This window comes from Actinomycetospora rhizophila, assembly GCF_042657905.1.
Taxonomy (GTDB): Bacteria; Actinomycetota; Actinomycetes; order Mycobacteriales; family Pseudonocardiaceae; genus Actinomycetospora; species Actinomycetospora rhizophila.
Window position 1 is genome coordinate 115,667 of sequence record NZ_JBHSKG010000014.1, and the last position, 21,457, is coordinate 137,123.

At 76.4% G+C, this 21,457-nt stretch carries 17 protein-coding genes; 12 read left to right on the forward strand and 5 right to left on the reverse strand.

What is annotated here, in order from left to right; genetic code table 11:
* Positions 1-469: 469 nt before the first annotated feature.
* The 4 genes from ACFPK1_RS23305 to ACFPK1_RS23320 all read left to right on the forward strand — a co-directional run bounded on the left by ACFPK1_RS23305 (position 470) and on the right by ACFPK1_RS23320 (position 5,148).
* Positions 470-742, forward strand: coding sequence for a chorismate mutase (locus ACFPK1_RS23305; protein ID WP_378023400.1), 273 nt, complete (start codon positions 470-472; stop codon positions 740-742).
* A gap of 90 nt (positions 743-832) precedes the next feature.
* Entirely contained in the window at positions 833-1,150 is a 318-nt protein-coding gene (locus ACFPK1_RS23310) for a hypothetical protein (protein ID WP_378023341.1), read from the forward strand.
* A 256-nt stretch (positions 1,151-1,406) separates the two neighbouring features.
* Entirely contained in the window at positions 1,407-3,362 is a 1,956-nt protein-coding gene (locus ACFPK1_RS23315) for a hypothetical protein (RefSeq protein ID WP_378023342.1), read from the forward strand.
* Between the two features lie 100 nt (positions 3,363-3,462).
* On the forward strand, positions 3,463-5,148 hold the full coding sequence (locus ACFPK1_RS23320) for a serine/threonine-protein kinase (RefSeq protein ID WP_378023343.1): 1,686 nt from the start codon (positions 3,463-3,465) through the stop codon (positions 5,146-5,148).
* A gap of 7 nt (positions 5,149-5,155) precedes the next feature.
* Here the strand turns inward: ACFPK1_RS23320 and ACFPK1_RS23325 are convergent, their stop codons facing one another.
* Complete coding sequence (locus ACFPK1_RS23325; protein WP_378023344.1) at positions 5,156-5,839, reverse strand: response regulator; 684 nt, start codon at positions 5,837-5,839, stop codon at positions 5,156-5,158.
* Complete coding sequence (locus tag ACFPK1_RS23330; protein ID WP_378023345.1) at positions 5,836-7,203, reverse strand: PspC domain-containing protein; 1,368 nt, start codon at positions 7,201-7,203, stop codon at positions 5,836-5,838. Before ACFPK1_RS23330 ends, ACFPK1_RS23325 begins: the two co-directional genes overlap by 4 nt.
* A 156-nt stretch (positions 7,204-7,359) precedes the next feature.
* On the opposite strand from ACFPK1_RS23330, the gene ACFPK1_RS23335 reads away from it, so the two are divergent.
* Both ACFPK1_RS23335 and ACFPK1_RS23340 read left to right on the forward strand, forming a co-directional pair.
* Positions 7,360-8,592, forward strand: a complete 1,233-nt coding sequence (locus ACFPK1_RS23335; protein WP_378023346.1) for a PspC domain-containing protein — start codon at positions 7,360-7,362, stop codon at positions 8,590-8,592.
* Positions 8,585-8,851, forward strand: coding sequence for a hypothetical protein (locus tag ACFPK1_RS23340; RefSeq protein ID WP_378023347.1), 267 nt, complete (start codon positions 8,585-8,587; stop codon positions 8,849-8,851). Before ACFPK1_RS23335 ends, ACFPK1_RS23340 begins: the two co-directional genes overlap by 8 nt.
* Before the next feature lie 71 nt (positions 8,852-8,922).
* Here ACFPK1_RS23340 and ACFPK1_RS23345 read toward each other — a convergent pair whose 3' ends face one another.
* Both ACFPK1_RS23345 and ACFPK1_RS23350 read right to left on the reverse strand, forming a co-directional pair.
* On the reverse strand, positions 8,923-10,857 hold the full coding sequence (locus ACFPK1_RS23345) for a primary-amine oxidase (RefSeq protein WP_378023348.1): 1,935 nt from the start codon (positions 10,855-10,857) through the stop codon (positions 8,923-8,925).
* A 37-nt stretch (positions 10,858-10,894) separates the two neighbouring features.
* The gene (locus tag ACFPK1_RS23350) at positions 10,895-12,298 is read right to left on the reverse strand and encodes an APC family permease (RefSeq protein WP_378023349.1); all 1,404 of its coding nucleotides are present in this window, start codon (positions 12,296-12,298) and stop codon (positions 10,895-10,897) included.
* 328 nt (positions 12,299-12,626) lie between these two features.
* Between ACFPK1_RS23350 and ACFPK1_RS23355 the strand changes: the two genes are divergently transcribed.
* Both ACFPK1_RS23355 and ACFPK1_RS23360 read left to right on the forward strand, forming a co-directional pair.
* A complete protein-coding gene (locus ACFPK1_RS23355; protein WP_378023350.1) occupies positions 12,627-14,105 on the forward strand; it encodes an APC family permease in 1,479 nt (492 codons plus the stop codon).
* The gene (locus tag ACFPK1_RS23360) at positions 14,102-14,830 is read left to right on the forward strand and encodes an IclR family transcriptional regulator (protein ID WP_378023351.1); all 729 of its coding nucleotides are present in this window, start codon (positions 14,102-14,104) and stop codon (positions 14,828-14,830) included. Before ACFPK1_RS23355 ends, ACFPK1_RS23360 begins: the two co-directional genes overlap by 4 nt.
* A gap of 78 nt (positions 14,831-14,908) precedes the next feature.
* Here the strand turns inward: ACFPK1_RS23360 and ACFPK1_RS23365 are convergent, their stop codons facing one another.
* Complete coding sequence (locus ACFPK1_RS23365; RefSeq protein WP_378023352.1) at positions 14,909-16,066, reverse strand: PucR family transcriptional regulator; 1,158 nt, start codon at positions 16,064-16,066, stop codon at positions 14,909-14,911.
* Between the two features lie 98 nt (positions 16,067-16,164).
* Here ACFPK1_RS23365 and ACFPK1_RS23370 point away from each other — a divergent pair, with 98 nt between their 5' ends.
* The 4 genes from ACFPK1_RS23370 to ACFPK1_RS23385 are packed head-to-tail and all read left to right on the forward strand — an operon-like array spanning position 16,165 to position 21,430.
* A complete protein-coding gene (locus tag ACFPK1_RS23370) occupies positions 16,165-16,755 on the forward strand; it encodes an urease subunit gamma (protein ID WP_378023353.1) in 591 nt (196 codons plus the stop codon).
* Positions 16,752-18,440, forward strand: a complete 1,689-nt coding sequence (locus ACFPK1_RS23375) for an urease subunit alpha (protein WP_378023354.1) — start codon at positions 16,752-16,754, stop codon at positions 18,438-18,440. Before ACFPK1_RS23370 ends, ACFPK1_RS23375 begins: the two co-directional genes overlap by 4 nt.
* Before the next feature lie 3 nt (positions 18,441-18,443).
* The gene (locus ACFPK1_RS23380) at positions 18,444-20,105 is read left to right on the forward strand and encodes an amidohydrolase (RefSeq protein WP_378023355.1); all 1,662 of its coding nucleotides are present in this window, start codon (positions 18,444-18,446) and stop codon (positions 20,103-20,105) included.
* Entirely contained in the window at positions 20,102-21,430 is a 1,329-nt protein-coding gene (locus tag ACFPK1_RS23385; RefSeq protein WP_378023356.1) for an MFS transporter, read from the forward strand. The genes ACFPK1_RS23380 and ACFPK1_RS23385 overlap by 4 nt, the downstream gene beginning before the upstream one ends.
* Positions 21,431-21,457 lie beyond the last annotated feature (27 nt).

A 21,457-nucleotide genomic window follows, 5' to 3' on the forward strand; every position in this document is an offset into this window, starting at 1 on the left:
CCCCCGCCGGCGGCGGCCGCGGCGAGCCGCTTCGACAGGGCGGAGGCCGCCGAGGGCACAGGCGGACCGGACCCGGCGGCGGACGCGGCGGGGCGGGTGGCGGGACCGGTGCTCATCGTCGGTCCACGCTACCGGGGACCCCTGACAGCGGACGGGCGGCGCAGCGGGCGGTTGGCGGCACGGGAGCGCAGTGGCATGATGTTCGTCGTGCACGAGCAGACCGTTCGATTTTTCTACGGGTACCGGACCCCGGTGCCCGTGGAGACCTGACGCGCCTGTCGCGCCCGACCCACGCCGCCCCGGAGTCCACGGACCCCGGGGCGTTCTCGTGTCCGGGGTCCTGCGGACCCACCCCACCCGGGTACCACCCGGACACACCCTGGAGGCCGAACCCGTGAGTGCTGCGACCAGCGACTCCTCCCCCGCCACCGCCGACGGCACCACCGACGGGGACGCCGGGCCCGCGTCGATGCCGGCGCTCTCCCCCGCGAGCGCCGAGGAGATCCCCGCGCTGCGCGAGGAGATCGACAGCATCGACGCGGAGATCCTGCGCCTGATCCAGCGGCGCACCGAGATCTCGCAGCGGATCGGGCTGGCGCGCATGGCCGCCGGCGGCCCGCGCATCGTCTACAACCGCGAGATGGCCGTCCTCGCCCGCTTCCGCGCCCTCGGCGCCGAGGGCCGCGAGCTCGGCATGCTGCTCCTGCGCCTCGGCCGGGGCCGGCTCGGCGGGCGGAGCTGACGCACGCCCCTGAGCCCTGAGGCGCGACCCCGAGCAACACCGGGGTCGCGGCGAGCGCCGACCACACCTCACCGGTGGCACCCTGGTGGCATGGGAACGGTCATCGACCTGATCGCCACGATCGTCACGGTGCTCAGCCTGCTCGCCGCCGTCGGCTACGGCGGCTACCTCCTCATGATCTCGTCGGTGGCCTCCAAGCGCCCGGGGGCCTCGCACCTGGCCACGGATGCGCGCAAGCGGCTGCCCGCCGCGGGCGGGCTCGCCCTCGGTGCGCTCGTCGCGCTGCTCCTGACGGGTGGCGGGATCCCGCTCGACGTCATCGGGCTGCTCGTCGGCGGCGGGGTCGGCCTCGTCGCGACGAACCAGCTCCAGGGGGCGCGCAAGCGCCTCGCCGCACCCCCGCGCTGAGCCGGACGGTCCCCTTCTCGCGCCGGACGGCGCATGATCAGCCGTCTGTCCGGTCAGCGAACGTCCGATTTCGTCCGCACTCGATCGGTCTCGTCGACACGCCCGTTGGGCGACGGGACACGAACGATGGCCACTCGTCCCCCGGACGACGTCTCCCCCGTCGGGTGACGTCCGAGTAGCTATTCACCTACGCGGAGTGGAGACGCCGTCACCGGTCGGGGACACCGGACAGCTGCGGACGAGGAGCACGGACGAGATGAACGAGCGTGAGGGGCGGCACGCGTGGTTCGACGACCCGAGCGAGGCCACCGGCACCTTGCTGGTCCCGCCGACCGTCCCGCCACCCGCGCTCCCCGCTGACGTCGACCCCGACGGCGTCGAGACCGCGCAGGCCCCCGGCGCGGACACCGGCGAGCACTGGATCGAGCTCGTCCCCGTGCCCCGGCCGCCCGCCGACGACCTGCCGCCCGTGCCGGTGCAGGAGGAGCCCCGCCACACCGGCGGCATCCCGGTCTCGGAGATCCTCGCCCGGCTGACGGGCCCGCAGCCCGCGGCCGCCGTGGCGCAGGACGCCGGGACCGAGCAGGCCACCGGCACGACCGACGCCGACGAGCTCCGCGCCCTCGCGTTCGCCGCCGCCCTCGACGCCGCGGAGGCGCAGGAGACCGCCGCCCCGGAGCGGGCCCGCGTCGTCCGGGAGCCCCGCCCGCCCCGCGCCGCGCCGGTGCGTCCCCAGCCGACGCCCGGACGCAGCGCGCGCCGCCGCACCAACCCGTTCCGTACCGGACGCGGGCGGGCGCTGGGCGCGAGCACGGGCGCGTTCCTGGTGGCCGGCACGATCGCGAGCCTCGCCGGCATGCCGCTGCCCGGCCTGCCGATCGAGGACGTGCCCTACCCGGGCGACCCGCGGGCCCTCCCGCCCGGCGCCGCCCTGGTCCCGGGCCTGCCGGGGCAGCCGGGCTCGGTGCTCGGCGCGACGGCCGGCGGCGTCGTCGTCCCGGGCGGCGTGGCGCTCAGCTCCTCGATCAGCGACCTGGGTCTCGGCGCACCCGGTGCCGCCGGCGGCACCGGCCTCGCCGGTGTCGGCGGTGCCCTCGGCGGCGGCGCCACGGCGGGCGTGCTCCCCGGCGCCCCGGCACCGGGCGCGGGTGCGCCCGGTGCCGGGGGCGCGCCCGGCGGGCCGATCACCCCGCCCGCCCCCGGCGGTGGCAGCGGTGGCGGCGCTCCCGGCGGTGGCGGTGGTGGCGGCGGTGGTGGCGGCACCGGCGGCGGCCTCGTCCCCGACCTCGTCGACAACGTGGGCGACACCGTCGACGACGTCGGATCGGGCCTCGGCACCACCGTCGGCGGAGTCGGCACCACGGTCACCGGCCTCACCGGCGGCCTGGACACCACCGTCCGCAACGCCGGGACCGGCCTCGGCACCACCGTCGGCGGCGTCGGCACCTCCGTGACCGGCCTGACCGGCGGCCTCGGGACCACCGTGGACGGGCTCGCGGGCGGGCTCGGCGCCATCGGGAACAACGACGCGCCGCCCGGCGACCCCGGTCTCGTCGGACGCGTCGGCACCCTCGTCGACGGCACCACCAGCGGCGTCGCCGCCGTCCTGCCCGGTCCGCTCGGTGTGCCGGTGGAGGCGCTCGGCACCACGGTCGACACGACGGTGGGGACGGTCCAGCACCAGGTCGTCGCGCCCCTGGCGGGCACGACGTCCGGCCTCCTGCGCGACACCGGCCGGACCGTCGGCACCACCCTGCGGAACACCACCCAGGAGGTCGCCGCGCCCGCCACCGGCACCGTCACCGGCGCCGTCCGCGACACCGGGGACACGGTCGGCACCACCCTGCGGAACACCGCCGAGGAGGTCGTCGAGCCCGCCTCCGGCACCGTGACGGGCGCCGTGCGCGACACGGGCCGGACCGCCGGTGACGCCCTCGACGACGTGCCCGCCGCCGGCCGCACGACCTCGCGGGTCGTGGAGGACACCACCGACACGGTGAGCGACTCCGTCGACGACACCGTCGAGTCCGTGTCCGACGCCGTCGACGACACGGGCGACACCGTCGAGGACACGACGGACGCGGTCGGCGACTCCGTGGACGAGACCGTCGGGTCCGTCTCCGACGCCGTCGACGACACGGGCGACACCGTCGAGGACACCACGGACGCCGTCGGCGACACCGTCGACGGCCTGCTCGGCGGCGACGACTGACGGGGGTCGGCGTGGGGCGCGCCGACCCACGGGCGCGTGGTCGTCACCCGGTCGGGACCTCTACTGTGACCCCCGTGCACACACGATCGGGGAGCGGCCGGTGAGCTCTCCCCGCGTGGTCGCCGGGCGGTACCGCCTCGAGGAGCGCATCGGCTCGGGGGCGATGGGCGTGGTGTGGCGCGGGACCGACGAGCGCCTGGGGCGGGTGGTCGCGGTCAAGCAGGTCTTCCTGCACGCGGGACTGGACGACCGCGAGGCCGAGGAGGTCCGCCAGCGCACGCTGCGCGAGGGCCGCATCGCCGCGCGTCTGCAGCACCCGCACGCGATCTCGGTGTTCGACGCCTCCATCGAGGGCGACGAGCCGTGGCTGGTGATGGAGTACCTGCCCTCGCGCAGCCTCGCCAACGTGCTCGGCGAGCAGGGCACGCTCGAGCCGCGGACGGTGGCGCGCATCGGGCGCCAGGTGGCCGACGCGCTCGACGCCGCGCACCAGGCCGGGATCGTGCACCGCGACGTCAAGCCCGGCAACGTCCTGCTCGGCGCCGACGGCACCGTCAAGATCACCGACTTCGGCATCTCCCGCGCGACCGGCGACCTCACGCTGACCCGCACGGGGATGCTCGCCGGCACCCCGGCCTACCTCGCCCCCGAGGTCGCCCGCGGCGACGACTCGACGTCCGCGTCCGACGTCTTCTCCCTCGGCGCCACCCTCTACGCGGCGGTCGAGGGCATGCCCCCGTTCGGCGCGGACGACAACGCGCTGGCCCTGCTCCACTCGGTGGCCGCGGGCAAGGTGGTCCCGCCGTCGCAGGCCGGGCCGCTGACGGCGCTGCTCATGCGGCTGCTGCGCGACGATCCCGCCGAGCGCCCGTCCGCCGCCGAGGCCCGCCAGGAGCTGGGCCGCATCGCGCACGCGGGCGGCCGGGCCGAGGAGCCGCTCGGCAACCTCGTCCCGCTCGGTGCCCCCGCGCCCGCGTCGGTGCCCGAGGCGCGGCACTCCTCCGACCCGTGGATGCCCGGTCCGGCCGGCGTCGGGACCGGGTCGGGGTCCGGCGGCGCCGGTCCGGCCGGTCCCCCGACCCGGCAGGGCATGCCCGCCCCGGACCTCCCGCCGCGGCGGCGCCGCGCCCGGCGGCCCACGACAGCGATCGTCGTCCTGGTCCTGCTGGTCGCCCTCGCCGCGGGCGGGGTGGTCGGTGTCGCGCTGCTGTCGTCGTCGGGCTCCGACTCGACCGGCGCGAGCGTCGCCTCCCCCGGCACCGCGACGCCCGACGACCCGCAGGCCGCCATGGTCGCCGCGGTCCGCGACTACTACGGCGTCGTCACCGGCAACGAGGCGGCCGGCTGGGCGCGCCTCGGCCCCAACCTCCAGTCGCAGGCCGGCGGGTTCGCGCGCTACCAGGCGTTCTGGACGACGATCTCGTCGGTGCAGGTGGTGGACGCGAGCGCGCTGGACGCCGACACCGTGCGCGCCACCCTCGACTTCGTCCCCGAGGGCCGCGAGCGCATCCGCGAGGTGCACGAGCTGGGCATGGTCCGCGGCCCCGACGGCCGTTGGCTGATCGACACCGACGAGAGCGTCGACGGGGCGAGCCCGCGTGCCGCCGCGACCGGTCTGACCCTCGACACCCCCCTCGCCGAGGCGCCGCCCACCACGTCGGCGTCGCCCTCGCGCGCCGCCGAGGACCACCGCTCCGGCCACGGCGACGACGGCCACGGCGACCGCGGGGACGACCACGGCGACGACGGGCACGGCGGGGACGACCACGCCGAGGACGACGGCTAGCGTCCGCTCAGACGAGGCGGCGGTCGGTCGCCCAGCGCGAGAGCTCGTGGCGGTTCGACGACTGCGTCTTGCGCAGCACGCTCGACACGTGGGTCTCCACGGTCTTCACCGAGATGACGAGCTCGGCGGCGATCTCCTTGTACGACCAGCCGCGGGCCAGCAGGCGCAGGACGTCGCGCTCGCGGCGGGTCAGCTGGTCGAGCTCGGGGTCGACGACGCCCGTCGCGCCGGGGCGGTCGGCGAAGGCGTCGAGAACGAACCCCGCCAGCCGCGGCGAGAACACCGCGTCGCCGGCCCGCACGCGCACGACGGCGTCGGCGAGCTCGCGACCCGAGATCGTCTTGGTGACGTAGCCCCGGGCGCCCGCGCGGATCACCGAGATGACGTCCTCGGCCGCGTCGGACACCGACAGCGCGAGGAACACGACGTCGGGGTGATCGGGCCGCGTGCGGGTGAGCACCGCGGCCCCGCCCCCGTCGGGCATGTGCACGTCGAGCAGCACGACGTCGGGCTTGCGGTGCCCGATGACGGCGACGGCCTCGTCGACCGAGCCGGCTTCGCCGACGACGCTGACGGTGCGCCTGGCCAGCGACTCGAGCTCGGCGCGGACGCCGCGCCGGAAGAGCGCGTGGTCGTCGACGAGGACGACGGTGACGGGCTCGTCGGGCGCCGCACCTGCGGGCTCGGTCATCGGGACTCCTCCTGGGGGACGGGCGTGCCGCGGCGGGCGCGGGGCAGCACGAGGCCGACCTCGGTGCCCTCCCCGGGCGCGGTGCGCAGGTGCACGCGCCCGCCGTGGCGGGTCATGCGGTCGCGGACGGAGCCCGCGAGACCGCGCCGGTCCTCGGGCACCGCGTCGGGGTCGAAGCCGCGGCCGCGGTCGCGCACGAAGAGCTCGACGGTCTCCGGCTCGACCTCCACGTAGACGTCGATCTCGTCGACCCCCGCGTGCTTGGCGGCGTTCACCATCGCCTCGCGGGCCGCGGCGACGAGCGCGGTGGTGTTCGGGTCGAGCTCGGCGTCGCCGACGACGACCGGCGCCACCCGGACCCCGTAGTCGTCCTCGACCTCGCCGGCGGCGCTCGCCAGGGCGGCGGCGAGCGTCGCGTCCGTGGACCCCGCGGGGCGTCCGGCGTCGCCGCCCGGCGGGCCGTAGAGCCACGCGCGCAGCTCGCGCTCCTGGCTGCGCGCGAGGCGGCGCACCTCGCGGCCCGCGACGTCCTCGCCGGCCTGCTTCTGGATCAGCGCGAGGGTCTGGAGCACCGAGTCGTGCAGGTGCGCGGCGATGTCGGCGCGCTCCTGGCCCCGGATGCGCTCGCGGCGCTCGACGCCGAGCTCGCGCACGAGCCGCATCCACCACGGCACCGTGATGACCACGACGCCGGCCAGCGTCGCGAGCGCGGCGAGGACGCCGAACTGGACCTGGCCGAGGTCGACGTTGCCGAGCAGGAACACCGCGATGCCGCTCGTGACCAGCAGCGCGCCCGCCAGCAGCCGCAGCAGGCCGAGCCGGCGCCCGACGAGCCACCGCGCGCGCCACCCCGTCTCGCCCACGACGGTCGCGCCGCCGGTGTCGGCCTCGCGCCACACCAGCGCGACGCCGATGACGACGACCGCCAGCGGCCCGATCACCCAGCCGGAGAGCTGGCCGCCGAGCCCGGAGACCACGAACGCGAGCAGCACGCCGAGCGTCGCCAGCCCGAGGCCCTGGCTGCGCTCGCGGGGCGGGACCGGGCGCTGCACCCCCCGCGGCTCGATCGGGCAGAAGAGCCACAGCGCGGCGTAGGCGACGAAGCCCGCGCCCGCGGCGGCGACGAGCAGCACGAACACCAGGCGCACGCGCAGGACGTCGACGCCGAGGTGGTCGGCCACCCCGCCGGTGACGCCCGCGATCACCGAGCCCTGCCGCCGGCGGCGGATGCGGTGGACGACCGGGCCCGCCGGTGCCGGTGGCGCGGGTGCCTCGGCCGCGGGGTCCGGGCCGGGCGCAGGCGTCTCCTCCGGCACCGGCGGGGTGCCGGTGCGCAGGGTCGTCGCCTCGTCCACGCCGCCCATCGTCACACGTCGCCGACCCCCGGTGGACCCGGTTCGACCCCCGAGGTCCTCGGGGTCGCCTCGGGGGCAGGACCGGGGTGGCTCCCGGATTCCCCGGGCCGGGCGCTCGCGCAGTGTCGGTGTCCGGATCGACCGCAGCGAGGAGGATGAGGGGCGATGAGCAGTCCGGGGAGCAGTCCGGGGAGCAGTCCGGGGAGCGGGTCACGGGCGCCGGCGGGGGCCGACGTCGGCGCGACCCTGCGCGAGATGTGGGTGACGCGTCCCGCGCGTCTCAAGGAGGACCGCAAGATCGGCGGCGTCTGCGCCGCGATCGCGCGGCGGTACGCGATCGACCCGACACTGGTGCGGGTCGCGTTCGTCGTCTCGGCGTTCTACGGCTTCGGCCTGCTCGTCTACCTGGCCGGCATGCTGGTGCTGCCGCGGGTCGACGCGCAGGGCCGCCGCGAGACGCCGGTCTGGGCGATCGTCATCGGCACCCTGCTCGCGGTCGGCGCGGTGTTCGGGGCCTTCTCCGGCGACCTGGGCACCGTCATCGCCGTGGTCACCGTGCTGGCCCTGGTCTACGTGCTGCACCGCAGCCGTGGGCACCTGCGCGACCCGCAGCGCCCGGTCGTCACCGGGGACGCGGCGTCGGAGCCGGTGGCGGACCCGGACGGGACCACGGCGTCACCCCGCCCGCCGTCCTGGGACCCGCTGGGCGCCGCGCCGTTCGCGTGGGACCTGCCCGAGCCGGCCGCCCCGCCCGTGCCGAAGCCGCCGCGCTCGAAGCTCGCGCCGCTGACCCTCGCCGCCGCGCTGGTCGCCTCCGCGCTCGTCGCGGGGCTCGGCCTGCTGGGGCTCGTCCCGCTCGGCGTGAGCGCCGTGGTCGGGACCGCGCTGGCCGTGGTCGGCGCCGGGCTGGTCGTCGGCGCCTTCCGGCGGCAGGGCCGCAGCCTGATCGTGGCCGCCGTGCCGCTCGCGCTGGTGCTCGTGGCCGCCGCCAACGGCGGGGGCGACGGCCGGGGCGGCGCCCCCTGGGGCGACGGTGCCCCGTGGGACCAGCCGGGCGCGGTCCAGACCCTCGGCGACGCGCAGTGGCGCCCGGGCCCGGCCGCGGTGGCGCCGGCCTACGAGACCGCCTACGGCGACGCGGAGCTCGACCTGCGCGGCCTCGTCGCCGGCGCGGCCCCGGTGCGCACCCAGGTGCAGAGCGGCGCCGGGGACGTCACCGTGATCGTGCCCGCGACCGCGGACGTGACGGCCACGTGCGAGTCCGGCGGCGGCGACGCCGACTGCCTCGGACGCGGCGCCGGCCCCGTGACCGACCTCGGCCCGGACGGGCCCGGGGGACCCCGGATCGAGCTGCAGGCCGTCAGCGGCGGCGGCGACGTGGAGGTGCGCCGTGGATGAGAAGACCCCTGACCAGCCCTACACCATCCACCGCGACGTGGACGTCGTCGAGGGCCCCGGGGACACCGCCGACACCCCGCCGGCGACCCGCCCCGGACCCGACCCGCTGGGTCTCGTGGCCGGGCTGACCGCGATCGTCATCGCCGTCCTCGCCCTCACCGGCGCGCTGGCGAGCGTCGACCCGCGCTGGGTGCTCGTCATCGGGGCGGTCGGCGTCGGGACCGCCGTGCTCTGGATGACCCTGCGCCGCCGGTCCTGACCGGGCTCGAACGCGTTACTGGCTGGTATCCCTCGCTGAGCGAGAGATACCAGCCAGTAGTGCGTTCTCGGTCAGCGGTGGCAGTGCCCGTTCGACGACGGCGGCACGTCCAGCGTGGGGTTGCGGTCGAAGAACCCGACGGGCATGAGCCGGAAGCCGGCGTAGTCGACGGGCATGATCGGCCAGTCCTCCGGGCGGGGCACGTGCGTCAGCCCGAACGTGTGCCACAGGACGACGTCGGCGCCCTGCCCGTCCTCGTCGAGCGGACGGTCGGCCGCGGTCCAGGTCGGGAGGCCGGCGCCGCCCGCGTGCTGGTTGACGTAGTCGCCGGCGGGATAGCGCTCGTCGGCGTCGTAGGCGGTGACCCAGAGGTGCCTGGTCGCGAACGCGGCGCGGCCGGCGACGACGGAGCTCTCGTCGGCGAGCAGCGTCGGGGTGCCCTCGGCGTGCAGGGCGTACGCGACGGGGCGGCCGTGCCGGTTGGTCGACCCCGGGTTGACCACCTGCCACGTGCGCCCGCGGCCCGGCTCGGCGACGCGCTGCGCCTCGCCCTCCCGGGTCAGCCGCGTGCGCGACTCGGTGAAGGCGTTGCCCCAGGGGTTGCCCTCCCCGATCGGCAGCGCGACGGCCTCGCACTCCTCGACGACGTTGCGGGTGCCGTCGACGGCCATGTCGAGGCGGGCCGAGAACAGGTGCTGGTGGTAGGGCAGCCCGAGCCCGGGGGCCACCTGCGTGGCGAACGGGTGCCCCTCGGCGGGGTAGGCCGAGGTGAACGGGATGCCGGTCAGCTTCGACTCGCACGCGATCGTGCCGTCGAGGTAGAGGTACCAGTAGAAGCCGTAGTCGTAGTTGCCGATCGTGGTGAAGAACGAGATCACCATGCGGCGCTGGCGGCGGGTCTCGGAGGCCTCCGTGAACAGGTCGGAGTGCTTCCAGAGGATCCCGTAGTCCTCCTCGTGCAGGCAGATCGCGTTGCTGATCGTGCGCGGCGAGCCGTCGTCGTCGGCCACCACGACGTCCACGTACCGGATCTCGCCCAGGCAGTCGCAGCCGAGCTCGAGCGAGTTGGCGTACCGGGCGAACATGTACTCGCCGGCGTCGAAGTAGTTCTGCCAGAACCGCACCGGCGACGGGTCGGCGTAGGGCACGACCATCTCGGCGATCGAGGCCCGGTAGACCACGGGCCGCCCGTGGATGCCGATCTGGTGCAGGGTCAGGCCTTCGCGCTCGTTGAAGCCGATGCGCAGGTCCCAGCCCTCCCAGCGCAGCCGGTTGCCCTCGAGGGTGAAGCTGACCCCCTCGGGCTGGGTGATCTCGATCGGCTTCAGCGAGGTCCGCTGCGGTCCCACCTGATCGGGGTCGTCGAAGTTGCCGGGCTCGTCGGGGACCGGCAGCGGCGCGTGGTCGATGACCCGGGTGACCTGCCGCAGCGTGAGGTCGACGTAGGCGACGACGCCGTCCACGGGGTGGGCCCAGGGCGAGTCCTTCTCGTGGTCCTGGCGGAACCCGAGCACCCGCGCCATGCGGCGCCCGGTCTCCTCCGGGTAGTACGCCCCCGCCGAGAGCGGCACCGCCCGCACCGTCGCGGGGTCGATGTCGCGGCGGCGCAGGGCGTCGCACCACTCCGGCGAGGCGAGGACGATCTCCTCCATGATCTCGAACTCGGAGTCGATGATCGGGAGCTGGCCGCTGGTGGCCGGGTCGAGCTCGGTCGCCCTGTCGATCTCGCGGCGGGACGCGGAGACGACGACGTCGCGCGAGGGCGCGCCGCTCATGTCCAGCAGCAGGACGCGGAAGCGACGGTCGACGCGGTCGCCCTCGGTGAACGCGAGGACCTCGGCCTTGGCGGGCTCCTCGAGCCCGGCGAAGCAGTAGCGGACGGACTCGCCGAGCAGGCCGGCGTCGTCGAGGACCTCGCGGACGGCGCGGAACTCCTCGGATGTGGGCAGGTCGAGGGGGTGGGTGGCGGCGCCGGTGTGGACGTCCGCGGGGGCCGTGGCGGTCACGGGTCGTTCCCTCCTTCTGGGGGGTCGGGTCGCTGGGTCAGGCGTTCTCGCGCGGGGCGCCGCCCGGGGTCACCCGGTCGCCGGACCGCTCGGGCCCGGTGGGCCGCCGGACGAGGGCGACGACGACGCCGGCGAGGAACACGACGACGAGGACGGCGCCGATCGCGAGGGCGAGGCCGGTCGAGCCGCCGATGAGCGTCGCGAAGTTGTTGATGGTCAGGGCCAGGCAGACGAGCAGGCCGACGAGGCCCAGCGCCGGCGCGATGCGGGTGTGCCACACGCGCCGGTCGACGCCGCTGCGGGCGAAGAAGGCGAGCACGGCCACGCAGGTCAGCACCATGAGGACGAGGACCCCGAGCGTCGCCGTGCCGGCCATCCAGGCGAAGACCTGGGCGACCGGGTCGAGCCCGGCGAGCGCGAAGATCACGACGAGCACGGCGGCGAGGATCGTCTGCGCGAGCGAGGCGATGTGCGGCGAGCCGTGGCGGGTGTGGGTGCGCGCGACGGCACCGGGGAAGGCGCCGTGCCCGCCGAGGGCGTACCAGTAGCGCGCGGCCACGTTGTGGAACGCCAGGATCGCCGCGAAGAGGCTCGTCACCAGCAGGATCGTGACGATCAGGCCGCCGGCCGGGCCGAGCCAGTTGGTCACCGTGGTGAGCAGGAACGTCGCGGGGTTCGCGGCGGACTCGGTGACGGCGGCCTCGTCGCCCCAGGCCGACACGATCGCCCAGGTCGACACCGCGTAGAAGACGCCGACCACGACGAGCGCGAGGTAGGTGGCCCGCGGGATCGTGCGCTGCGGGTCGCGCGCCTCGTCGCGGAACACCGCGGTGGCCTCGAACCCGATGAAGCTCGCGATCGCGAACATGATCGCGATGCCGACCTCGCCGGAGATCACCTGCGTGGGGTCGAACAGGGCGGTCGAGAGCCCCTCCGGGCCGCCACCGCTGGCGAACACGACGACGTCGAGCACCAGCACGATCGCGATCTCGGCGAGCAGCAGCACCCCGAGGACGCGGCTGGAGAGCTCGATGTGGCGGTAGCCGAGCACGCCGACGATCGCGACGACCGCGAGCGTCCAGACCCACCACGGCACGCTCGGACCGCCGAGGCTCGCGACGAGCTCGTCGATGGCCGCGCCGATGTAGCCGTAGACCGCGGCCTGCACGGCGGTGTAGGTGGCGAGGGCGAGGAACGCGGCGCCGAGCCCCAGCGGGCGGCCCAGGCCGTGGCGGATGTAGGTGAAGAAGGCGCCGGCGTCGGGGACGTGCGGGCTCATCGCGCAGAAGCCCACCGCGAACAGCAGCAGCACCACGGCGCAGAGCACGAAGGTCATGGGGAACGCGGCGCCGTTCCCGGCACCGACACCCAGCGGGATGGTGCCGGCGATGACGGTCAGCGGCGCCGCGGCGGCGATGACCATGAAGACGATCGAACCCACGCCGAGGGTGCCGGAGAGACGCGATGCCGGCGCGGTGGATTCGGCGGGTGCAGCCATGGCGACTCCCGGAGAGAAACGGTGGGGGGACCCGGAAAATGTCGCGGGTCACGTTTGCGGAGCCGTTCCCGCGGGGTCAACCCCTCGTTGAGCAGCGCGGGGCAGAATGAGATCCGCATTCTCGGTGCAGGGGCCCGACGAGCTGCGGGTTTCTCCGAACGGAGAACGCGACCCCATTCCGCGGGGCCGAACGAGAATGGCGGGTGTCCGATTCTCGTTCGGCGTCCGCGGGTGCTTCGTTTCGGCGGCCCGGGGCTCTACGGTGTCGTCCGTGCCAGGCAAGGGGCGGATTCCCGGGCTGCGGTCGCGCTCGCCCGTCGCCGGCCTGCACCGGCGCACGCTGCGCCCGCTCGGGGTGTTCGCCCAGTCGGTGGCGACGACGGCCCCGGCGGGCGCGATGGCCTCGACGCCGCTGCTCGTCATCGCCGTCGCGGGCCGCGGGGCGCCGTGGTCGTTCGCGATCGCGGCGGTGGTCGTGGCGCTGGTCGCCGCGTGCATCACGGCGTTCGCGCGACGGATGGCGGCCGCCGGCGGCCTGTACAGCTTCACCGCCAAGGGCCTCGGCGCCGGCGGCGCCTACGCGTGCGCGGTGGCGATGATCGTCGGGTACGGGGTGCTCGTCGCCGTCGCGCTCGCCGGGGCGTCCTGGTACGGCGGCGCGCTGGTCGCGCGCCTGGTCGCGGCCCCCTCCTCCACCGGCACCGATGCCGTGGCCGCCGGCGCCGGGGTCGTGCTCGTCGTCGCCCTCGCGGTCACGGTCGCGGTGTGCGCGATCCGCGGCGTGCGGCTGGCCGGGCGGGTGATGCTGGTGATCGAGGCCGTGTCGATCGGCCTCATCCTGCTCGTGCTCGTGGCGCTCGCCCTCACGACCGCCCCGAGCCTGCCGGCCGCGCCGGTCGGGGTCGGTGCGGGCGGTGCCGGCGGCGGCATCGGCGGTGTCGCGGTCGGCGTGCTCCCCGCGCTCGCCGCGTTCATCGGGTTCGACAGCGCCGCCTCGCTCGGCGTGGAGGCGCGGCGCCCGTTCGCGTCCGTGCCCCGCGCGATCGTCGCGACGGCCACGGTCGCGGCGGTGCTCTACCTCGTGGCCACCCTCGTGGTCCTCGCCGCCCCGGGCGCCACCGAGGGCGCCACCAGCCCGCCCGCCGGGGCACCGTCGGAGGACCTCAGCTGGGCCTCGGTGCTCATGGACCTCGGCATCGTCGCGTCGTTCGGGGCGTGCGCGCTGGCGGCGCTGAACACGCTGGTGCGGGTGCTGTTCTCGCTGGCCCGCGAGGGCGTCGCGCCGGCGGTGCTGGGGCGGACCCACCGGCGCCACCTCACCCCCGCCGTCGCCGTCACGGTGACCGTGCCGGTCATCGCCGCCGTGGTGGTCGCCGGCACGGTCGCCGGGGTCCCGCCGGCGACGGTGTTCGGCGCGCTGGTGTCGGTGGCGACCCTGGGCTTCCTCGCCGCCTACCTGCTGGTCTGCGTGGCCGCGCCCCGCTTCCTCGCCCGGATCGGGGAGCTGACCCGCGGGATCGTGGTGGCCTCGGTCCTCGCCTCCGCGGCGCTCGTCGCGATCGTGGTCGTGGTCCTGGTGCACGCGGGCACCGGGCTGCTGATCACCGTCGCCGCGCTGGTCGCCGTCGGGGCCGGCGGGTGGGCGGTGCTCCGGCGCCGCCGCGCCGCCGCCCTGCGCACCATGGGGGTCTACGACGAGACGACCACCGCCGACGTGCTGGCCGCCCCGACGACCACCCAGCCCCGGTGACCTCGCCGATCAGCGGTCGCCAGCCCCAGGCGGTGCGCAGCGCGCTGCTGATCCTCGAGGAGGTCGCGGCGGCCGGTGTCGGGATCACCGCGAAGGAGATCTCGGTGGCGCTGCGCATCCCGCCCGCGACGACCTACCGCCTGCTCAACCTGCTCGTCGCCGAGGAGTACCTCGTGCGCCTGCCCGACCTCGGCGGCTTCGCCCTGGGCCGGCGCAGCGCGAACCTCGCCCCGCTCCCGCTCGCCACACCGACCGCCGCGCGCACCGTGATGCGCCGCCTGCGCGAGCGCGTGCGGTGGGGCGCGCACCTCGTCGCGTTCGACCGCCACCGCCTGCAGTTCCTCGACCCGGACCCCGACCACCCCCCGACCGACGCCGACGAGCTCTCCCGCCACCTGCACGCGAGCGGTCTCGGGCGCCTCCTGCTCGCCGAGCACGACCTCCCCGACGGCCCCCTGACCCGCCTGACCCCGCACACCACCGTCGACCGGGACCGGCTGCGCGAGGTGCTGGCGGAGGTGCGGGCGTCGGGGTTCGCGCGCCAGTGCGGGGAGTTCCACGCCGCGCTGGGCTGCCTCGCCGTCGCCATCCGCGCGCCGGGCGACGGCCGCCTCGTCGCGGGCCTCGCGCTCACCGGCCCCGCCGAGCGTGTCGCGGCCCCGAACGCCGAGCTGATCGAGCTCCTCCGCGACCACGCCACCGAACTGGCCCCGCTCCTGGCGTAGTGCTCCCCGTGTCCGCCTGGCGGCCACGGGCGGCACGCAGCGCAGCGGAGCTGCCGCGCCGGAGGCGCATCACCGTCGTCAGGCGTCAGGAAAGCCCCCACGATCACTCGCCAGGGCCAGCAGCAGCACCGCGGCGTCCGCCGGCACCGTGACGTCGCGGCCGGTGAGCTCGGCGACGCGGCGCAGGCGGTTCAGCACCGTGTTGCGGTGGCAGAACAGCGCCGCCGCCGTGCCGCGCACCGACCCGTCCACGGCGTAGCGCCGCACGGTCGCCACCAGGCGGTCACGCTCCGCGGGCGCCACCCCCTCCAGGCCGCCGAGCTCCGCGGCCACGAGGTCGGCGCGGACGTCCCCGAGGCGTGCCGCGGCGAGCGGCAGCCAGACCGACGCGAGGGTGCGCGGCGCGACGGGCCCGCCCGCGGTGACGTCGGCGAGCTCCGCGGCCAGCCGGGCGCTGCGCGGCACGGCGGCGAGGCCGTGCGCCGTCGGGCCCACCCCGCACCGCACCCCCTCGAGCGCCGCACGCACCGGGGCGCCCTCGGCGCCCTCCCACCGCGCGAGCAGCACGCTGTGCCGGCCGGCCGGTTGGACGTGGACCGGGCGCCCGTCGCCGGCGAACCGGTCGGCGGCCCGCCGCAGGACCGCCGCGTCCTCGCCCACCGCCGCGACGACGAGGACGTCGTCGCCCTCGTCCATCTGGAGCGCGATCGCCGCGCGGGTGACGTCCTCGGGCGCGGGGTCGTCGACCGCGAGCAGGGCGGCGACGAGGGCCGTGCGCTCGCCCTGGCGCTCCCGGGCCAGGATCGCCTGCTCCTCCTCGTAGGCGACCCGGATCTGCGTGGAGTACTCCTCGACCACCGACCACACCGTCTGGACGTGCTCCACCAGCAGCGCCGCATCGCCCGGCGCCGCGCGGGCCCGGAACGCCTCCCACAGCACCCGGAAGTCCTGGCGGACCGCGGTGAGCAGGTCGTCGAGCGGGACGCCGCGCCGCGCCCGGTCCCGCCCGATCGCCGGGCCCACCTCGCCCAGCCGGTCCGGCACCGGCCGCCCCGCGAGGCGTCCGAGCAGGTAGGCGAACGTGTCGTCGGCGTCGGCCTCGAGGCGCGCCGCGGGCACGAGTCCCCGGGCGTAGGCGGGCACGAGGCGCAGGCGGTGGAGGAACGCGGCCCGCAGCGCGTCGGCGTCGTCGCGGACCCGCTCCACCAGGTCGCGCCAGGCCGACTCGTTGTGCATCTGCCCAAGCTAGGGCGAACAGGACGCGACGAACACGCCTTTCACACGCCGACGCTCACCGGGCACGCTGGTCAGCCCACCCCGCACCCGGAGGAACCGTGCACCTCACCCCGCGCGAGCAGGAGAGAGTGCTGCTGCACAGCGCCGCCGAGCTCGCGCGCCGCCGCCTCGCCCGCGGGTCCGTGCTGGGTGCGGCCGAGGCGGTCGCGCTGGTCTGCGACGAGATCTGCGAGCTCGCCTGGGACGGCCACGACCTCGACGAGGTGGTGCGGCGCGCCGCGGAGATCGTCCCGCCCGACCGGCTCGTCGCGGGCGTCGCCGCGGCCGTGCCGTCGCTGCAGGTGGAGGCGCTCTTCCCGCACGGCACCACGCTCGTGCACGTCGACCGGCCGTTCGGCCCGCCCACCCCCGACCACCCCGGTGCCGTGCGGCCCGCCGGCGGGACCGTCGAGCTGGCCCCGGGGCGCGACCGCCACGAGGTCGTCCTGCGCAACGACGGCGACCAGCCGGTCTGGGTGACCTCGCACGTCCCGCTCGACCGGCTCAACCGCCGGCTGCGCGTCGACGTCGCCGACGGCACCGACCCCGCGCACCTGCGCCTCGACATCGCCGCGGGCACCGCCCTGCGCGTGGAGGTCGGGACGACGCTGAACGCCACCGCAGTCCGCCTCGGAGGCGCCGTCCGATGACCAGCCTCGACCGCACCGAGTACGCCCGGCTCTACGGCCCCACCACCGGCGACCGCGTCCGCCTCGGCGACACCGACCTGTGGGTCGAGGTGGACGCCGACGACACCGAGCCGGGCGAGGAGATGCTCGGCGGCTGCGGCAAGACGGCCCGGCAGGGCGCGCTGGTCACCGACCGCGCGCCGCGCGACAGCGCCCTCGACCTCGTCGTCCTGGGGGTCCTGCTGCTCGACCCCGTGCTCGGGGTCCGCAAGACGTCGATCGGCGTCAAGGACGGGCGGATCGTCGGCGTGGGGCGCGCCGGCAACCCGGACGTGCAGGACGGCGTCGAGCTCGTCGTCGACGCCCACACCGCGATGATCCCGGGCGAGGGCCTCGTCGCGACGCCGGGAGCCGTCGACTCGCACGTCCACCTCTCCAACGCCGACCTCGCCCCCGCCGCCCTCTCGGCCGGGGTGACGACGCTGGTCGGGATGGGCATCGGCGGGGTGTGGGACGTCGGCGCCAACCCCGCGCCGAACCTGCACACGCTGATGGCCTCCTGGACCGGCGCGCCGGTCAACGCCGCCTTCCTCGCCCGCGGGTCGTCCGGCTCGGCCGAGCTGCTGGAGCGCGCCGTGCTCGCCGGGGCGGGCGGGTTCAAGGTCCACGAGGACTGGGGCGCCGGGCCGGACGCCATCGACACGTGCCTGGGCGTCGCCGAGCAGGCCGACCTCCCCGTCGCCCTGCACACCGACACGCTGAACGAGTCGGGCTACCTGGACGACACGCTCGACGCGGTCGGCGGCCGCACGGTGCACGCGTACCACGTCGAGGGCGGCGGCGGGCACCCCGACCTGCTGCGGATCGTCGGCCTCGAGTCGGTGCTGACGTCCTCCACGACCCCCACCCTGCCCCTGACCGCGGCGACCGTGCGCGAGCTGGGGCCGATGACCATGACCGTGCACCGCGGGCACCCCGACCTGCCCAGCGACCGCAGCATCGCCGCGAGCCGCATCCGCGAGCACGCCATCGCCGCCGAGAACCGGCTCCACGACGACGGGGCCATCGCGATCGTCAACTCCGACGCGCTCGGCATGGGCCGCATCGGCGAGACGGTGCGCCGCACCTGGCAGCTCGCCCACGTGCAGGCCCACCTCGCCGGCGAGACGGGCCCCGACGTCGCGAACAACGCGCGGGTGCTGCGCTACCTGGCCAAGCTCACGCACAACCCGGCGGTCGCCCACGGCCTCGCCGGCCACGTGGGGTCGCTGCGCGCCGGCCGGATCGCCGACATCGTGCTGTGGTCCCCCGCGTGGTTCGGCGCGGTGCCCGACCTCGTGATCAAGTCCGGGTTCGTCGCGTGGGGCGCGGCCGGGTCGGGGTCGGGGTCGACGCGCCTGGGCCAGCCCCGCCGGATGCGCGGGTTCCACGGCGCCCGCGGCGGCGCGCCGGCGCGGCTGGCACACCAGTTCGTCGCCGCGGCCTGCCTGGACGACGCCACCGCCCGGGCGGAGCTCCCGCCGGGGCCGCGCTACACGCCGATCGCGGGCAGCCGGGGGCTCGGGTCCGCCGACATGCTGTTCAACACCGCGACCCCGGACGTCGAGATCCCCGGCGAGCCGGCCCCCGTGCGTGTCGACGGCCGCGAGGTGCCGCTGCACCACGCCGTCACGCTGCCCCTGACCCGACTGCACCACCTGGGGTGAGAAGTGGAGATCGACCTGCTGCTGCGCGACGCCCACGTCCGCACCCTCGACGACGCGTACCCCCAGGGGCGCGCGGTGGCCGTGCACCACGGCCGCGTCCTGGCCGTGCTGGACGACGGCGAGCTCCCGGCCGGCGTCCGCGCCCGCCGGGTCGTGGGGGCCGGGGGCGCCACGGTGGTCCCCGGGTTCGACGACGCCCACCAGCACGCCGCGTGGTTCGGGCAGTCGCTCGCCGAGATCCCGCTGGGCGGCATGCGCGACCTGGACGCCCTGTACGAGGCCGTCGCGGCGCGGGCCGCGGAGCTGCCGGCCGACGCGTTCGTCGTCGGCAGCGGCTACGACGACGTCGCCCTGGGCGGCTCGCCGGAGCGGCGCGCGCTCGACCGCGCCGGGGGCGGGCGCCCGGTGTGGCTCAAGCACCGGTCCGCGCACGTCTGCGCGGTGTCGACCCAGGTGCTGCGCCGGGCCGGGGTCCTGGACGGGTCGGCCGACGTGCCGGCCGGCGGCGTCGTCGTCCGCGACGACGGCGGCGACCCCACCGGGGTCCTCCTCGAGGCCGCCCAGGCCCTGGCCGGCGACCTGCTGCGGCCCTACTCGGTCGAGGGTCTCGCCGACGCCATCGGGACCGCCACCGCCGTGTTCGCGCGCCAGGGCCTCACCCACGTCACCGAGGCGGGGATCGGCGGCGGCTGGATCGGGCGCTCCCCCCGCGAGCTCGCCGCCTACCAGCTCGCCCGCGAGCGCGGCGACCTCGCGGTGCGCGTCGACCTCATGCCCGAGACCTCCGTCCTGCGCGACACCGACGGCGGGCCCGGCCGGGGCCTCGACCTGGGCCTGCGCCCGGGGCTCGGCGACCTCGACCTCCGTGTCGGACCGATGAAGATCTTCTTCGACGGCGCGCTCAGCGCGCGCACGGCGGCGATGCGCGAGCCGTACGCCGATCGCGACCACGCGGGCTACCTCGGCGACGACCCGGAGCTCCTGCGGCGCGCCCTCGTCGAGGCCGTGGCGGGGGGCTGGACGGTCGCCGCGCACGCCATCGGCGACCGCGCGGTGGACGTCGCTCTCGACGCGTTCGAGGACGCGGCGCGCCGCCCCTGGCCCGGCGTCCGGCCGCCCCGGCACCGCCTCGAGCACGCCGGGGTCGTCGACGACGACGCGCTGCGGCGGATGGCGGCCCTCGGGGTCACGCCGGTGCCGCAGGCCCGGTTCCTGTACGAGATCGGGGACTCGATGGCCGCGGCCGTCGGCGACGACCGCGCCGACCTGCTCTACCGCCACGCGTCGTTCCTGCGCGCCGGGCTGCGCGTGCCCGCCAGCTCGGACCGGCCGTGCGTGTCCGACGGCCACCCCTTGCGCGGGATGGCGTCGATGGTGGCGCGGCGGACGGCGGAGGGGCGCACGCTCGGCCCCGACGAGGCCGTCGACGTCGAGACCGCCCTGCGCGCCGGCACCGTCGACGCCGCCTGGGTCGCCGGTGACGAGGACGTCCGCGGCCGCCTGTCCCCCGGCTTCGCCGCCGACCTCGTCGTCCTCGGCGACGACCCCCTGCGCACCGATCCCGACCGTCTCGGCGACATCGAGGTCGTCGCCACCCTCCGGGGCGGACGCGCCACCCACGGCGCGGACGTCCTGGGCCTGCCTCCGGACGGAGACACACCATGACCACCACACCGCAGCCCACCGAGGCCGACGCCCGCCGCGTCGCCGTCGGCGCGTTCGTCGGCACCGCGCTCGAGTGGTACGACTTCTTCCTCTACGGCACCGCCGCGTCGCTGGTGTTCAACCGCCTGTACTTCGCGACCGGCGACCCCGTCGTCGCGACCCTCGCCGCGTTCGCGTCGTTCGCCGTCGGCTTCGCCGCCCGCCCGCTGGGCGGCATCGTCTTCGGCCACCTCGGCGACCGCATCGGCCGGCGCGCCTGTCTGCTGATCACGGTGGTGATGATCGGCGCGGTCACCGGTCTCATCGGCGTGCTGCCGACGTTCGCCGACATCGGCGTCGCGGCGCCGGTGCTGCTGACCCTGCTGCGGCTGCTGCAGGGCGTCGCGGTCGGCGGCGAGTGGGGCGGCGCGATCACGCTCGCCGTCGAGCACGCCCCGCCCGGCAAGCGCGGGCGCTACGCCGCCATGCCCCAGATCGGCTCGCCGGTCGGCACGCTGCTGTCGTCCGGGGCGTTCCTGCTGGTCGCGCTGCTGCCGCCCGAGGACTTCGACACCTGGGGCTGGCGGCTGCCGTTCCTCGCGGCGTTCCCGCTGCTCGGCGTGGCCCTGTGGCTGCGCCGCCGCGTGGAGGAGTCGCCGCTGTTCGACCGGCTGCTCGCCGAGGACGCCCGCGCGTCGGCCCCGGTCCGCGACGTGGTCGCCCACGCGTGGCCGGCGCTGCTCGTCGGCGCGGGCTCCGCGGTCCTCGGGGTCGGCGGCTTCTACCTCGCCACCACGTTCGTCATCAGCTACGCCACCGGCGAGCTCGACCTGCCGCGCCCGCTGGTGCTCGGCGCGACGCTCGTCGCCGCCGTCGTGGAGATCGGCGTGCTCATCCTGGGCGGCCGGCTCGCGGAACGCTTCGGGGCCGCGCGAGTGACGGTGGTCGGCGGGGTCCTGTCCGCGATCGTCGCGCTGCCGATGTTCTGGTTGCTCGACACCCGCAACGCCGCCGCCGTCGTGTTCGGGGTGACGCTCGGCGTCGCGGCGCTCTCGGTCCCCTACGCGGTCTCGGGCGACCTCCTGGCCCGGCTCTTCCCCGCCCGCGTGCGCTACAGCGGCATCGCGCTCGCCGCCAACCTCGCCGGCATCGCCTCCGGGTTCGTGCCGCTGGCCGCCACGGCGGTCCTCGCCGCGGCCGGCGGGTCCTCCTGGGCGCCGGGCCTGCTGCTCGTCGGGATCGCCCTGGTCACCGTGGTCAGCGGGCTCGCGGCGCCGCGCCTCTACGTCCCGGACACCGAACTGACGACCGAGGGCGTGGCGGGACGGGCGGGACGCACGGGGTGAGTCAGCGTGGCGGCCACGCTCGCGTTC

Coding starts and splice junctions, on each gene's coding strand:
- ACFPK1_RS23335 (WP_378023346.1), top strand. CDS start 7,360: ATGAGCAGTCCGGGGAGCAGTCCGGGGAGCAGTCCGGGGAGCGGGTCA.
- ACFPK1_RS23330 (WP_378023345.1), bottom strand. CDS start 7,203: ATGGGCGGCGTGGACGAGGCGACGACCCTGCGCACCGGCACCCCGCCG.
- ACFPK1_RS23375 (WP_378023354.1), top strand. CDS start 16,752: ATGACCAGCCTCGACCGCACCGAGTACGCCCGGCTCTACGGCCCCACC.
- ACFPK1_RS23385 (WP_378023356.1), top strand. CDS start 20,102: ATGACCACCACACCGCAGCCCACCGAGGCCGACGCCCGCCGCGTCGCC.
- ACFPK1_RS23365 (WP_378023352.1), bottom strand. CDS start 16,066: ATGCACAACGAGTCGGCCTGGCGCGACCTGGTGGAGCGGGTCCGCGAC.
- ACFPK1_RS23305 (WP_378023400.1), top strand. CDS start 470: ATGCCGGCGCTCTCCCCCGCGAGCGCCGAGGAGATCCCCGCGCTGCGC.
- ACFPK1_RS23325 (WP_378023344.1), bottom strand. CDS start 5,839: ATGACCGAGCCCGCAGGTGCGGCGCCCGACGAGCCCGTCACCGTCGTC.
- ACFPK1_RS23310 (WP_378023341.1), top strand. CDS start 833: ATGGGAACGGTCATCGACCTGATCGCCACGATCGTCACGGTGCTCAGC.
- ACFPK1_RS23315 (WP_378023342.1), top strand. CDS start 1,407: ATGAACGAGCGTGAGGGGCGGCACGCGTGGTTCGACGACCCGAGCGAG.